Raw genomic sequence first — 14,860 nt, 5'->3', positions numbered from 1 at the left:
GTCTCGTGGGCTCGGAGATGTGTATAAGAGACAGCTATAAGAGCATGTTTTGATTAATCTTTTTTTCAAAACACGCTCTTTTCTTTTGTTCTTCTATTACGGTTAATAGCATTAATTTGATCAAACTTTATTCGAAACCTACAGTTTTAGGTTTGGGAGGAAAGAGAAGTGTCACCGGATTTAATTAAAGGGAAATAAGTACACATATGAGGGCATTTATGAAGTGCTGTAGCATGCAGAAAAATTAGCGATGGAACATGGTTTACTTTTTGAAAAAGATGATTACGCAAAGATAGATAGTGCTGCATTTCGAGAGTTTTTTCTCAATATTCAATTGTAGTTGGCTCTACAGGTAATTTAGGCTTTCAAGTAATTGTACATATGTCAGCGGATGCAAAAGAGTGGAAAGAAGAGTAGAGAGTGTAAAAGAAGAATGTCATTATCCGTGTAATGACATCCTTCTTTTCTTATTTTTTCTTATCTTTATCTAAGATGTTTTGTTCTTCAGCAAATTCAGTTCCATACGCGAAGCGGCCATTCATATTAATTCGTTCATTGTTGTGCCGTTCATGCGTATGAGAAAAACGATGAACAAATACTTCAGATAGTGTAAAGACAATAGCGGATAGAATGCTACCCCATGCAATCTGCATATAATTGTCCAATAAAATATTACCGAAAATCCACACACTTAAATATGTTAACAAAAAGTCAGCCATAATAGCGGCGGAATTGCCAATACGATTCAAAAGGATTTTATCAACAAATATATAAGAAACGATTGTTACAAACAGGCTAAAGGAAATAACATCAACAATTGTTGCATCGAAAAATAAATCAAGTCCGATAGCAAAAGCAATGATACACGATATAAATTTGATAAGCACAATCGTAAAATTGCTCAAATTGCACACCTCCCGTTTTTTATATAGTTTTGGTATAAAACAAGAAGTTCATACATTTCTTATGTATGTATATAGTTGCAAATAAAATTTTTTCATGTTGAACATCTTGTCAAAATATTAAAAAAATAAACAAAAAATGTTATAGTAAAATGAGAGTGTATGACATTTTTAGGTAAGGAGGGATCCAAATGTGGATTACTTCAGAAGTAGAAATTCCAGATGAACTATTTGATAATCTTGAACAAGGAAGGCTTGTATTATTTGTCGGAGCAGGAGTTTCTATGAAAGGGAAATCAAACTTACCAAATTTCGATGATTTAGTTGATGAAATTGCGGAAGCTTTATATGTTGAAAAGCGTGAAAATACAGAACCGCATGATTATTATCTTGGAAAAGTTGCGAAGACGAAAGATGTACATCAAGTTGCACAAGATCTTGTTGATGTGAAAAATTCAAAACCGAATCCATTACACTATGCCATTCCACGGCTTTTTTCAGATGATATTGATGTTCGCATCGTTACTACAAATTTTGATCAGCATTTTACAAGTGTAATTCGGGAAATGAATCGAGATATCAATATATATTACGCACCTGCACTTCCAACAGGTAGAGCATTTAAAGGTTTAGCATATATACACGGCAATGTAGAACAGGAAAAAGAAAATTTAATATTAACGGATGGCGATTTTGGAAGGGCTTACTTAACAGAGGGTTGGGCAAGAAGATTTTTAGTTGATTTATTTTCAAATTATACGGTGTTATTCATCGGATATAGTCATAATGATCCTGTCATGAAATATTTAGCAACAGGTTTACCACCGAGTACAAAACGTTATGCATTTGTTGCGCAAGGAGATAATACATATCACTGGGAGCATTTAGGAGTAAGGCCCATTGTTTATCCAAATAAGGCGAACAATCATCAGGCACTTGTTCAAGCGGTGAAGCGCTGGGCTGAATTAATGGGAGATAATTATATTACAAAAAGAATGCGGATTCGTGATATCGTGACAGTTCCACCATCAGTTGAACAAGAGCAATTATCATATATAAAACAATCAGTAAAAAAAATTGAAACACTCCGGTATTTTATAGAATTTGCTCGCGATTATGGATGGGTAGAATGGTTAGAGGCAGAAGGCAAAATCCAAAATTTATTTTTGCTTTCCACTATTCATAGTGAAGAGGATGAATTGTTGGCCGAGTGGCTCGTCAAACAATTTCTTTTTAGCCACCAAAAAGAATTATTTCAGCTTATTTATAAAAATCACTCAAAAATTTCTCCTTTGTTATGGCGAACGATTTGTACGTATTTAAACGAAACAAAAGAGTCAATTGAACCGCTATTATTCGCAAAATGGACATTGCTCTTACTGGAAACAGCAGAAAAAAATAGTAGCTCTATAGAATTGGTTTCATATTTGTTACATAAATGTTCCTTTCCTGATCATAAAGAAATTTTCGTCTTATTGTTGGCGTTTATTTTGGATGGGAAAATTAAATTAAAGCGTGTCAGAAGATGGGAACACGATATGCAAGATTCAATTGAATTAGAGGAGACAAGCCGTTTACCAGTTCCCGTATTTGCATTTGTACAAAGAATCTGGGATGAAAGAATGAAACAGCATATCGCATATTTTGCTGACCCAATTATGGTTATGGGGTTAGAAAAAATCCAAATGTTATTTTTAAGGCAGACTGCACTGCAGAAAAAGGACGGTGTGACATATAATACAGTCGAATTTTCAGAGCATGATTTACAGCCGAAAGATTTTACATTTTTAATTCGTATTGTAAAAGAATGTCTCGCCTATTTATGTGAAAATAATAAGAGAAAGGCAAACTACTATATCGCCCAAATGATAGAAACAGATAGTATAGTACAAAAACGGATTGCAATAGCTGCGATGAGTAAAAATTCATTTGTAACTGACGATGAAAAAATCAAATGGCTACTAGAACAAAAATTACTTTTACATGTTACATATAGGCATGAAGTATTTAAATTTTTAAAGAAGCATTATCCATTTACCTCGGAACAAAGAAAGCAAGAAGTGTTACAAAAGGTTATGAAACACCTTGTTAATGAGAGGGCTTTTGATGCTTGCCTTATTATGGATTTACTTTATACATGTGATCCAAATAGTAATTGTACAGTACAAGCATATAAAAAAATGAAACAAAAACATCCTCATTTTTCCCCAGAACGTTACGGTGAAAAGCGAGTAGAGGATGCTGTACAAAGTATTACATGCAACGTAACAGCCGATGGATTATTGCAGTTGAAAGACCATGAAATGATGAAACAAGTTAGGCTCTTTTCTCATGATGGTATTTTTGAGCAGCGTCATTTTTTAGAAATGTTATCAAAAGCATGTAAATTGGATACAGAGTGGAGTATTTCGCTTGCGTATCAATTAGTAGGGGAAAGTAATGTAAGTAATGAAGTATGGTTTGTCTGTATTCGGGCATGGAGAAATAATCGTAAGCTTACAAATCAACAAATACAAAAAATCATTCCACTCCTGCAACAATTTGTAAGAAATACATCTTTTCATTGGTTAATTAGCAGTTTTCTTTATGAAATCAGCAATCGATTAGAAGAATTCCAAGAGAATAGTATACGTGTGGTGAAACGTTTTGCCTTTTCTTTATTTCCTCAAGTAATGAAAGGTGATCCGAATTTTAAGATAGAAGAGCATGATTTTTATAATGAATCTATTCAACATCCTATTGGAAAGATGACGTCAGTATTATTAAAGTTACTAGCATATGACCACTTATACGATCGGAATATTCACGAATACTTGTTTTTATTTGAAGAACAAATGCGAACATTTTCACAGAGTACAAACTTCATGTTTGCACGATTAACAGCAGATATAACATTTTTATATCATATTGAGAAACAATGGTGTAGAAAAAATTTGCTACCTTATCTCGATTTAAAAAAACAAGAAAAATCAATAAAATATGCATGGGCAGGACTTTGCTATACACAAATAAATTTACCGTTATTTACAGAGATAAAGCGACATATTAAATATGCAGTCGAGCATTTATATTTGTTACATCCACATACAAAAGAAGTATTCTTAAAGTGGCTCAGCTTTGTTTTTATTAAATGTGTATTATATTGGGAACAGCGAGCAGATTGGTTATATCCGCTTTTTATACAGGAAATGGAAAATGACAAAATTAAGTTTATGGAACATTTATGTTATTATGTGAAAACATTAAGCGTGAGAGAACAACAAAAATTTTGGGAAGCTTGGTTAGCTGGATTTTTAATTGAACGTCCAAAAATGAGTTCCGTAACTGGTAGGGAATATGTCATGTTTTTACGTTTTGTATTATGTATGGATGAAGTTGCCGAAAAAGGATTACAAACAATTCTTACTCGTTTCTCTCCACCATCAGAACGTTACCATCAAGCGGAAATGAAACAACTATTTTTGTCTATTTTGGAAAAGAAAAATAATATGAAATATCATGTAGAAGCCTATGGTGAGTTGTTTTTTTCGTTATTACAAAACCTTCATGAGGCAAATTCTTTTGAAAATGAAATCATTGAGATTAAACAATTGTTAACAGAGTACCAAGTGGAGAAACATTTGCTAATATCTATTCAAAACGAAATGATTCGTATTGGACTTGTGATGACAAATTTACAAGATTAATAGTGGGTAAAGAGTGGAATTTTAAAAAAATAACTAAAAAGGTGTTGACAGTATTTGAAAAAGCATTCTATAATACGAATCATAACTTATTCAATTTCAAAAACATTTGAATAAACAAAGTGCAATGAAGAGATCACAGTAGTGAGGATCTTACTGTAACAGAGAGCTGATGGTTGGTGTGAATCAGTACAGGGATAATCATGAATTACAGTCTTGGAGCATCTTTTTCGTAGTAAAGATTTGTTTTCTTTATGAAGGAAAGGCGGTCAAATGATCGTTAACAGTGAAGAGAGGTAGACGAAATAAGTCTACAACTAGGGTGGTACCGCGATAAATATCGTCCCTACTGATTGGATCAGTAGGGACTTTTTGTATTTTTGTGGCCCAACTTGAAAATGGAATATAACATGCGGTGAAAGGAAAAGAAGTAGTAGTTGTTTCCCTGTAACAGAGAGCTGGTGGTTGGTGTGAACCAGTACAAAGACAAGTGCGAATTACAGTCCTGGAGCATCTTTTTCGTAGTAAAGATAATTGTCTTTATGAAGGGAAAGACGGTCAAATGATCGTTAACAGTGAAGAGAGGTAGACGAAATAAGTCTGCAACTAGGGTGGTACCGCGATAAATATCGTCCCTACTGAGTAGATCAGTAGGGATTTTTTGTACACATAAAAGGCGGAATCGATCTCATAATAAGTTTTTGTGGAGTTTCAATTCAGAAAATAGGGAATTTTTATTCTCTTCACATAGTTTTAAACATTAAAAGGAGGATTTTAAAATGGCAAATCATGAGTTAGAACAATTACGTAAACAGGTGGATAAAATCAATTTACAGTTACTAGAGCTTTTAAATGAACGAGGTAAAATTGTTCAGAAGATTGGGGAACAAAAACAAGTCCAAGGTACGAAACGTTTTGACCCAGTTCGTGAGCGTGAAGTACTGGATATGATCGCAGAACATAATGAAGGGCCATTCGAAACTTCAACAGTTCAACACATTTTCAAAACGATTTTCAAAGCGAGCTTAGAATTGCAAGAAGATGACAACCGTAAAGCATTACTTGTTTCACGTAAAAAGAAAAAAGAAAATACAATTGTTGATGTAAAAGGTGAATTATTAGGAAATGGAACACAAACATTCATCATGGGTCCTTGTGCGGTAGAAAGTTTAGAGCAAGTTCGCCAAGTGGGGCAAGCGATGAAAGCACAAGGATTAAAATTAATGCGTGGCGGTGCTTTCAAACCGAGAACGTCACCATACGACTTCCAAGGATTAGGGGTTGAAGGCTTACAAATTTTACGCCAAGTAGCTGATGAATTCGATTTAGCGATTATCAGTGAGATTTTAAATCCAAATGATGTAGAAATGGCTCTTGATTACGTTGATGTCATTCAAGTTGGGGCACGAAACATGCAAAACTTTGATTTATTAAGAGCTGTGGGTAAAGTAAATAAACCTGTATTATTAAAACGTGGTTTAGCAGCGACAATTGATGAATTCATTAACGCAGCAGAATACATTATTGCGCAAGGAAATGATCAAATTATTCTATGTGAGCGCGGTATTCGCACATACGAAAGAGCGACACGTAACACATTAGACATTTCAGCAGTACCGATTTTAAAGAAAGAAACACACTTACCAGTTGTTGTGGACGTAACGCATTCTACAGGACGCAGAGATTTATTATTACCTACTGCAAAAGCAGCACTAGCAATTGGAGCAGATGCAGTCATGGCAGAAGTACATCCAGACCCAGCAGTTGCATTATCTGATTCTGCACAGCAAATGGATATTCCAGAGTTCCATAAATTCATGGAAGAGTTAAAAGGATTTAAAAATAAATTATCTTAATTTCATATTGAATATGCGTAGAAAGGGAAACAGTAGTGCTTATCTCCCTGTTTATAGAGAGCTGATGGCCGGTGAGAATCAGTACAAAGATAAGTATGAATTACAGCCCTAGAGCATCTTTTTCGTAGTAAAGATCATATCTTTATGAAGGGAAAGACGGTCTCATAGATCGTTAACAATGATAAGAGGTAGACAAAAAAATAGTCTACAATTAGGGTGGTACCGCGATATGAATCGTCCCTACTGAGCGCTCAGTAGGGACTTTTTTGTACAAAAAAATAATAAAGGGGTAAGAGAAATGAGATATATTACAGCCGGAGAATCACATGGTCCGCAGTTAACTGTTATTTTAGAAGGTGTACCTGCAGGATTATCGTTACAAGCAGAACATATTAATAAGGAATTATTAAGAAGACAAAAAGGGCATGGTCGCGGGAGACGCATGCAAATTGAAACGGATACAGTAGAGATTGTAAGTGGTGTGCGCCACGGAATAACACTTGGTTCACCAATTACATTAATCGTAAAAAATGATGATTTCAAACATTGGACGAAAGTAATGGGGGCTGAACCTATTTCGGAGCAAGAAAGTAAAGAAATGAAACGTACAATTACAAAACCACGTCCAGGACATGCTGATTTAAATGGTGCAATTAAATATGGTCACCGTGATATACGAAATGTTTTGGAACGTTCTTCTGCAAGAGAGACAACTGTAAGAGTAGCTGCTGGTGCAGTTGCAAAACAAATTTTAAAAGAATTAGGTGTGCAAATTGCAGGACATGTTCTTGAGATTGGCGGGATACAAGCAAATCGTGTAGGCCGACTACTAATAGAAGAAATTCAAACAATTACAGAAAATTCACCTGTGCGTTGCCTAGATAAAGAGGTAGAGCAAAAGATGATGGATGCTATCGATACTGCAAAAAGCAGTGGGGATTCAATAGGTGGAATTGTAGAAGTAATTGCGGAAGGGATGCCAATTGGTGTTGGTAGCTACGTACATTATGATCGTAAATTAGATGCAAAACTCGCGGGAGCAATTATGAGTATTAATGCTTTTAAAGGTGCTGAAATTGGAATTGGATTTGAGGCGGCAAGGCAGCCAGGAAGCTTAGTACACGATGAAATCCTATGGGATGAAGAAAAAGGCTATACAAGAAAAACAAATCATGCAGGTGGATTAGAAGGTGGTATGACTACAGGAATGCCAATTGTAGTAAGAGGTGTAATGAAGCCGATTCCTACATTATATAAGCCACTTGCGAGTGTAGATATTGATACGAAAGAAACATTCCAAGCAAGTATTGAACGATCTGATAGTTGTGCAGTACCAGCTGCAAGTGTTGTTGCAGAAGCTGTGGTTGCATGGGAGCTTGCGGATGCATTAGTTGAACAATTCGGAAAAGACCGCATGGAATTAATCAAGCAAAATATTACGCAGCATAACAAATATGCAAAAGAATTTTAAAAAGGATGGATGCCAGATGAAGGTAAAAGAGCAATTATCATCATTACAGCCATATAAACCAGGTAAATCAGCGCAGCAAATGAAAGAGATATATGGGGATCATTCATTTGTAAAATTAGCATCAAATGAAAATCCATTCGGTTGTTCACCACGTGTTATAGAAGAGTTGCAAAAAGCATGGCATGAACATGCCTTATATCCAGATGGAGGAGCTGTAGAACTTCGCCAAACAATTGCAGAAAAACTACAAGTTCAAAAGGAACAAATTATATGTGGAAGCGGACTTGATGAAGTCATTCAAATTATAAGCCGTGCGGTACTTTGTAAGGGAGATAATGTAGTAACAGCAGGAGAAACTTTCCTGCAATATCGTCATCATGCAGTTATTGAAGGGTGCGAAGTGAAAGAAGTAGCTTTAAATAACGGTGTATATGACTTAGACGAAATTTCTTCAGCGGTTGATAACAATACAAAAATCGTTTGGATTTGTAATCCGAACAATCCGACAGGCACATATGTAAATGAGCGAAAATTGACTCAATTCATTGAGGGAATTAGTAAAAATACGTTAATTGTCATTGATGAAGCGTACTATGAATACGTAACAGCAAAAGATTTCCCAGAGACATTACCGCTTCTAGAAAAACATAAAAACATTCTTATACTAAGAACGTTTTCTAAAGCATACGGATTAGCATCATTCCGTGTTGGGTATTCGATTGGACATGAAGAGTTAATCGAGAAATTAAATGTTGTACGTTTGCCGTTTAACGTATCTTCATTGGCACAAAATGCAGCAACGATTGCCTTAAGCGATGAGTCATTTATTGAAAAGATAGTACGTGTTAATACAGAGGGGCTGCAACAATACGAAAGTTTTTGTAAGAGAAATGAAATTCCATTCTATCCGACGCAAACAAACTTCATCTTCTTGCCGGTAGATGATGCTGGAGAAATTTATGAAGCTTGCGCGCACGCAGGGTTTATTATTCGTCCGTTTCCAAATGGTGTCCGTATTACAATCGGAACAAGGGAACAAAATGAAGGAGTGATTTCAGTGTTAAAACAACACTTTGAAAATAAAAAACATAAGTCTCGAGATGAGGCCAATGTGTAAAAAGGTAGTATTAATTGGAACAGGATTAATAGGAGGCTCTCTCGCATTAGCAATTAAGAAAGAGCACGATGTAACGATAACAGGTTATGATTTATTTAAAGAGCAGGTAGAGCGTGCGAAAGAATTACATGTAGTAGATGAAGTAGCAATAGATTTACAGCGTGCATGCGAAGAGGCAAATTTAATTATTTTTGCCTCTCCAGTTGAAGAAACGAAGAAGTTATTACACAAACTAGCGTCATTTCGTTTACGGGATGATGTAATAGTGACCGATGTTGGAAGTACAAAAGGAACAATTATGAATGAAGCGGAAGCTTTATTTTCAAAGAAAGTTTCTTTTATTGGCGGACATCCGATGGCAGGGTCTCATAAAACTGGTGTTGAAAGTGCAAAGGCGCATTTATTTGAAAATGCATTTTACATTTTAACACCGATGAATCATGTGCCAAATGATCAAGTGGAAGAGCTAAAAGTATGGTTGAAAGGAACAGGATCACATTTTCTCGTCTTAAATACAGAAGAACACGATTATGTAACAGGAATCGTTAGTCATTTTCCGCATCTTATTGCGGCAGGTTTAGTAAAACAAGTCGAGAAACATGCAGGAGATAATCCACTCATTCATCAACTAGCTGCCGGTGGATTTAAAGATATTACACGTATCGCATCTAGCAGTCCGAAAATGTGGAGTGACATTGTAAAGCAAAATCGTGAGCATTTAATGGTATTATTAAAAGAGTGGATCTCTGAAATGGAAGAGTTATATAAGACGGTTTCTATAGGAGATGCAGGCGAAATACAAAACTACTTTGCAGATGCGAAAGAATATCGTGATTCTTTACCAGTGAGAAAAAGAGGAGCTATTCCTGCCTATCACGACTTATACGTCGATGTTTTAGATAAAGTAGGGGCATTAGCTCATATTACGAGTATTCTTGCGCGCGAAGAAATTAGTATTACGAACTTGCAAATATTAGAAGCGCGTGAAGGATTGCTTGGGGTATTACGTATTAGCTTCCAAAGAGAAGAAGATCGTATGAAAGCAAAACTAGCGCTTGGAAAAGAAGAATACCAAACATATGAAACAATTTAAATGAGAAGGTGAAAACGTGAAAGAAAGAACAATACAACCTGTTAATAACGGATTGAATGGAACCATTACAATTCCTGGTGATAAATCCATTTCACACCGCGCTGTTATGTTCGGCGCAATTGCAGAGGGAAGAACAACAATTAAAGGCTTTCTACCTGGTGCAGACTGTTTAAGTACTATTTCTTGTTTTAAAGAAATGGGAGTAGACATTATGCAAAACGGTGATGAAGTTATTGTAATCGGAAAAGGAATTGAAGGTTTACAAGAACCAAAAGCTGTATTAGATGTTGGTAATTCTGGAACTACGATACGATTAATATCAGGAATATTGGCAAACACGCCATTCTTTTCTTGCGTACAAGGTGATGCTTCTATCGCAAAAAGACCGATGAAACGCGTAACCAATCCATTAAAGCAAATGGGCGCAAACATTGATGGCCGAGAAGACGGGACGTACACACCGCTAACAATAAGAGGTGGAGCATTAAAAGCAATCCAATACACTTCCCCAGTTGCAAGCGCACAAGTAAAGTCAGCTATTTTACTTGCAGGTCTTCGTGCAGAAGGTGTAACAGCTGTTACAGAACCGCACATTTCACGCGATCATACGGAAAGAATGCTTGAGGCGTTTGGTGTTACAGTAACTCGTGAAGGGAAAACTGTAAAACTAGCAGGTGGCCAGAAATTAACTGGAATAGACGTTCAAGTTCCAGGTGACGTATCATCAGCGGCATTTTTCTTAGTAGCAGGAGCCATTATTCCAAATAGTAAAATACAACTACAAAATGTAGGAATGAATCCGACTCGTACAGGTATTATAGATGTTTTAGAGAGAATGGGTGCTACGTTCACTATAGAACCAATTAACGAAGGAGCATCAGAACCAGCTGCAAACATTACTATTGAAACATCTTCACTAAAAGGAATCGAAATTGGCGGGGATATTATTCCAAGATTAATCGATGAAATTCCGACTATCGCATTAGCGGCAACGCAAGCTGAAGGAATTACGGTTATTAAAGATGCACGTGAGCTAAAAGTGAAAGAAACGAATCGTATTGACACAGTTGTTGCTGAACTAACGAAACTAGGAGCTCGTATTGAAGCAACAGATGACGGAATGATTATTTACGGTAAATCAACTTTAAAAGGCAATACAGTACATAGTTACGGTGATCATCGCATTGGAATGATGCTTGCAATCGCCGGCTGTATAGCTGAAGGAAAAACAACGATTCAAGATGCAGAAGCAGTAGGTGTATCGTATCCTACATTCTTTCAGGAATTGAGCAAACTACAAACCGAATTGGAAAAAGCATAAAGTGAAACTTTATATGGTATACAGGGGACATAATAAAAGTAATTAGTAAGTACAGCTTTTTGTTTTATGGCAAATCTTTATTTGGAAGATAGTGTGTGTTATATCGAGATATAATAATTATAGAAAGGTCGATGTATATTTCATCGACCTTTCTAATTTTTTAGATAGGATTTTATATGTATGAGTACGAATGTAATAAAGGGAATAGGAGGAGAAAGTCATGAAAGTAATTGAATTAGCAGAGCGACAATATAGAGAAGCGATTGCTTTATCTGAATATGCATTTCAATATAAGGTACCGGAAGATCAAATTGAAAGGCGTCTTACATTAATGAAAAAGCACCATCAACTGTTTGGGATTTTGGAAGGAAATCAACTTGCAGCAAAACTGCACCTTCTTCCATTCGAAATAAATATTGGTGATGAAATGTTTAAAATGGGTGGAATTGCAGGAGTAGCGACATACCCAGAGTATAGACGGAGTGGACATGTAAAAGAATTACTGAAGTATGTGCTACAAAAAATGAAACAAGATGGATTTAGTGTATCAATGTTACATCCATTTGCAGTTTCATTCTATAGAAAGTATGGATGGGAACTATTTGCCAATCGTTTCATATGTTCCATGACGAAGAGTGATTTAGTGATGCAAAAGCATGTGAAAGGGAATGTGAGACGTTTTAATAAAGATTCACATCCAAAAGAAATAGAAGCAGTATATGAGCAATTTGCGAAGCGATTCGCTGGTATGCTAGTTCGAAGTACGGATTGGTGGACGCAAGCAGTTTACCATGATTTGACGGCAGCGGTCTATTACAATGAAAAAGATGAAGCTACTGGTTATATGCTGTACAAAATAAATGATTCAAAAATGACAGTGGAAGAATTTGTACCGCTAAATAATGAAGCTCGAAATGGACTTTGGAATTTTATTTGCCAACATGATTCGATGATAAAAGAGCTTAAGATGATACTAAGTGAAACAGAGCCATTACGTTATACTTTACAAGAGCCTCGAGTTAAGGCTGAAATTACTCCTTATTTTATGGCTCGGATTGTAGACGTGGAGCAGTTTTTAAATCAATATCCATTTGTTTGGAGTAATCAACAAAATAATGTCATTTTACATATTTCAGATTCATTTGCCCCATGGAATAATGTGACGGTTCAATTACAGAATAAAGAAATAGTAATTGTTAATAAAGAAGAAACCAAAAAACAAAATAGTAGCGGAATCCATTTAAATATAAATGCGTTATCAACAATGTTATTTGGATATAAGCGTCCATTAGAGTTATACGAAATGGACCATATTTTAGGGAGTGAGGAAGAAGTAAAAACACTTGAACAGTTGATTCCATTACATAGACCATTTATTTATGATTTCTTTTAAAATTTCAAATAAAAAGCACGATTTGAAAAGTGCTTTTTATTTTGTTGAAATAGAAAGATGATTAGATATACCTTTAGATGCCTAAGTATGTTATAGTAAGTGAAGTATGTATATAAAAGTATCGAAATTGGAGGAAACACATGATTACAGTTAGTAACGTAGGATTGCGCTTTGCGGACAGAAAATTATTTGATGATGTTAACATAAAATTCACACCAGGTAACTGCTACGGCTTAATCGGAGCAAACGGTGCTGGTAAATCAACATTTCTAAAGATTTTATCTGGAGAAATTGATCCATCAACAGGTGATGTAAACATCACGCCAGGTGAGCGTTTAGCAGTATTAAAACAGAACCACTTCGAATACGAAGAGTTTCCTGTATTAGAAACAGTAATTATGGGCCACACACGTCTTTACAAAGTAATGCAAGAAAAAAATGCAATTTACATGAAAGAAGATTTCAGTGATGAAGACGGTATGCGTGCTGCAGAACTGGAAGGTGAGTTTGCTGAGCTAAACGGTTGGGAAGCTGAATCTGAAGCGGCAATCCTTTTAAAAGGCCTAGGCATTGGAGAAGACGTTCATGACAAAAAATTGTCAGAGTTAACAGGGGCAGAGAAAGTAAAAGTATTACTTGCTCAAGCATTATTCGGTCAACCTGACATTCTATTATTAGATGAGCCTACCAACCACTTAGACTTAAAAGCGATTCAATGGTTAGAGAACTTCTTAATGAACTTTGAAAATACAGTTATCGTTGTATCCCATGACCGTCATTTCTTAAATAAAGTATGTACGCACATGGCGGATCTTGATTTCGGTAAAATTCAATTGTACGTTGGTAACTATGACTTCTGGTATGAATCAAGCCAATTAGCATTAAAACTAACACAAGATGCAAATAAGAAAAAAGAAGAGAAAGTAAAAGAGTTACAAAACTTCATTGCACGCTTTAGTTCAAACGCATCTAAAGCGAAGCAAGCGACTTCTCGTAAAAAATTATTAGATAAAATTACATTAGATGATATTAGACCATCATCACGCCGTTATCCATTCGTTGGCTTCACACCAGAGCGTGAAGTAGGAAATGACTTATTAACTGTAGAAGGTCTTTCAAAAACGATTGATGGAGAAAAAGTGTTAGATAATGTGTACTTCACATTATCTAAAGGTGATAAAGTTGCATTTATCGGACGCAATGATATTGCGATGACAACATTATTTAAAATTCTTATGGGTGAAATGGAGCCAGATAGCGGTTCATTTAAGTGGGGTGTTACAACATCTCAAGCTTACTTCCCAAGAGATAACTCTAAGTACTTCGAGAACAGTGAATATAACTTAGTTGAATGGTTACGTCAGTTCTCTCCGCAAGATGAAACAGAAAGTTTCTTGCGTGGCTTCTTAGGTCGTATGCTATTCTCTGGTGAAGAAGTAAAGAAAAATGTTTCTGTATTGTCAGGTGGAGAAAAAGTTCGTTGTATGCTTTCTAAAATGATGTTAAGCGGAGCAAACGTATTAACACTTGATGATCCAACGAACCATTTAGACCTTGAGTCTATCACAGCATTAAACAACGGTTTAATCGCATTTAAAGGAACATTACTATTTACATCTCATGACCATCAGTTCGTACAAACAATTGCAAATCGTATTATCGAAGTGACGCCAAACGGTGTAATCGATAAAGAAGCAACATACGATGAGTTCTTAGAAAATGTAGAACTTCAAAAGCAAGTAGATGCAATGTATCAAGGGAAATAATCTGTAAAACAAAACCCTCGCACTTAGAATAGAGCGAGGGTTTTGTTTTTTTTACTATATGTACATCAATTAAAAAACCGACATAAAACCCCTTTTTTTAGGTGGGGGAGAGCTTCTGGCCATGCATAGAAGCGGTCAGGGCCTTTTTCTGCCACATGCGAAGTAAAAACAGAAAGAGCAAACGAGTGTAAGTTACTTTTTATTCTGCATAGCAGGGATTTAGATCTGTCTCTTATACACATCTGACGCTGCCGACGA

General features: G+C 35.8%; 9 protein-coding genes, 1 pseudogene and 3 other annotated features. Of the genes and pseudogenes, 9 read left to right on the top strand and 1 reads right to left on the bottom strand.

The features are described 5' to 3' along the window. Positions 1-211: 211 nt before the first annotated feature. Positions 212-414 (top strand): annotated as a pseudogene (locus tag JDS96_RS27505) (D-serine ammonia-lyase); the annotation flags it as partial. Between the two features lie 53 nt (positions 415-467). Here the strand turns inward: JDS96_RS27505 and JDS96_RS27500 are convergent. Continuing rightward, positions 468-905, bottom strand: a complete 438-nt coding sequence (locus JDS96_RS27500) for a YndM family protein (RefSeq protein WP_199668683.1) — start codon at positions 903-905, stop codon at positions 468-470. A gap of 188 nt (positions 906-1,093) precedes the next feature. Between JDS96_RS27500 and JDS96_RS27495 the strand changes: the two genes are divergently transcribed. The 8 genes from JDS96_RS27495 to JDS96_RS27460 all read left to right on the top strand — a co-directional run bounded on the left by JDS96_RS27495 (position 1,094) and on the right by JDS96_RS27460 (position 14,602). Then, the gene (locus JDS96_RS27495) at positions 1,094-4,588 is read left to right on the top strand and encodes a DUF4020 domain-containing protein (RefSeq protein WP_199668682.1); all 3,495 of its coding nucleotides are present in this window, start codon (positions 1,094-1,096) and stop codon (positions 4,586-4,588) included. 115 nt (positions 4,589-4,703) lie between these two features. Then, positions 4,704-4,936, top strand: a binding site (T-box leader). A gap of 55 nt (positions 4,937-4,991) precedes the next feature. After that, positions 4,992-5,225, top strand: a binding site (T-box leader). A 139-nt stretch (positions 5,226-5,364) separates the two neighbouring features. Further along, positions 5,365-6,441: a bifunctional 3-deoxy-7-phosphoheptulonate synthase/chorismate mutase gene (locus tag JDS96_RS27490; protein WP_003198427.1), complete on the top strand. Its 1,077-nt coding sequence runs from the start codon at positions 5,365-5,367 to the stop codon at positions 6,439-6,441. Positions 6,442-6,450: 9 nt separating this feature from the next. Continuing rightward, positions 6,451-6,686, top strand: a binding site (T-box leader). Between the two features lie 53 nt (positions 6,687-6,739). After that, the gene (gene aroC / locus JDS96_RS27485; protein WP_003198429.1) at positions 6,740-7,912 is read left to right on the top strand and encodes a chorismate synthase; all 1,173 of its coding nucleotides are present in this window, start codon (positions 6,740-6,742) and stop codon (positions 7,910-7,912) included. Positions 7,913-7,928: 16 nt separating this feature from the next. Continuing rightward, positions 7,929-9,029: a histidinol-phosphate transaminase gene (gene hisC, locus JDS96_RS27480; protein ID WP_199668681.1), complete on the top strand. Its 1,101-nt coding sequence runs from the start codon at positions 7,929-7,931 to the stop codon at positions 9,027-9,029. Further along, positions 9,022-10,122 (top strand): prephenate dehydrogenase, encoded by a 1,101-nt coding sequence (gene tyrA, locus JDS96_RS27475; protein WP_097795541.1) that lies wholly within the window; start codon positions 9,022-9,024, stop codon positions 10,120-10,122. The genes hisC and tyrA overlap by 8 nt, the downstream gene beginning before the upstream one ends. Positions 10,123-10,138: 16 nt before the next feature. Continuing rightward, positions 10,139-11,443 (top strand): 3-phosphoshikimate 1-carboxyvinyltransferase, encoded by a 1,305-nt coding sequence (aroA, locus tag JDS96_RS27470; protein WP_199668680.1) that lies wholly within the window; start codon positions 10,139-10,141, stop codon positions 11,441-11,443. A gap of 220 nt (positions 11,444-11,663) precedes the next feature. Then, positions 11,664-12,836, top strand: coding sequence for a GNAT family N-acetyltransferase (locus JDS96_RS27465; protein WP_199668679.1), 1,173 nt, complete (start codon positions 11,664-11,666; stop codon positions 12,834-12,836). 140 nt (positions 12,837-12,976) lie between these two features. Further along, complete coding sequence (locus JDS96_RS27460) at positions 12,977-14,602, top strand: ABC-F family ATP-binding cassette domain-containing protein (protein WP_199668678.1); 1,626 nt, start codon at positions 12,977-12,979, stop codon at positions 14,600-14,602. The last annotated feature ends 258 nt before the right edge of the window (positions 14,603-14,860 follow it).

It is taken from the genome of Bacillus cereus group sp. N21 (assembly GCF_016483395.1).
Taxonomy (GTDB): Bacteria; Bacillota; Bacilli; order Bacillales; family Bacillaceae_G; genus Bacillus_A; species Bacillus_A pseudomycoides.
Note: the sequence above shows the minus strand (reverse complement) of the source record. Positions and strands in the feature narration are given on the sequence as shown.

Bases quoted from the DNA above. Each gene is read 5' to 3' on its own strand.
- JDS96_RS27460 (WP_199668678.1), top strand. From the start codon at position 12,977: ATGATTACAGTTAGTAACGTAGGATTGCGCTTTGCGGACAGAAAATTA.
- tyrA (WP_097795541.1), top strand. From the start codon at position 9,022: ATGTGTAAAAAGGTAGTATTAATTGGAACAGGATTAATAGGAGGCTCT.
- JDS96_RS27490 (WP_003198427.1), top strand. From the start codon at position 5,365: ATGGCAAATCATGAGTTAGAACAATTACGTAAACAGGTGGATAAAATC.
- hisC (WP_199668681.1), top strand. From the start codon at position 7,929: ATGAAGGTAAAAGAGCAATTATCATCATTACAGCCATATAAACCAGGT.
- aroC (WP_003198429.1), top strand. From the start codon at position 6,740: ATGAGATATATTACAGCCGGAGAATCACATGGTCCGCAGTTAACTGTT.
- JDS96_RS27495 (WP_199668682.1), top strand. From the start codon at position 1,094: ATGTGGATTACTTCAGAAGTAGAAATTCCAGATGAACTATTTGATAAT.
- JDS96_RS27465 (WP_199668679.1), top strand. From the start codon at position 11,664: ATGAAAGTAATTGAATTAGCAGAGCGACAATATAGAGAAGCGATTGCT.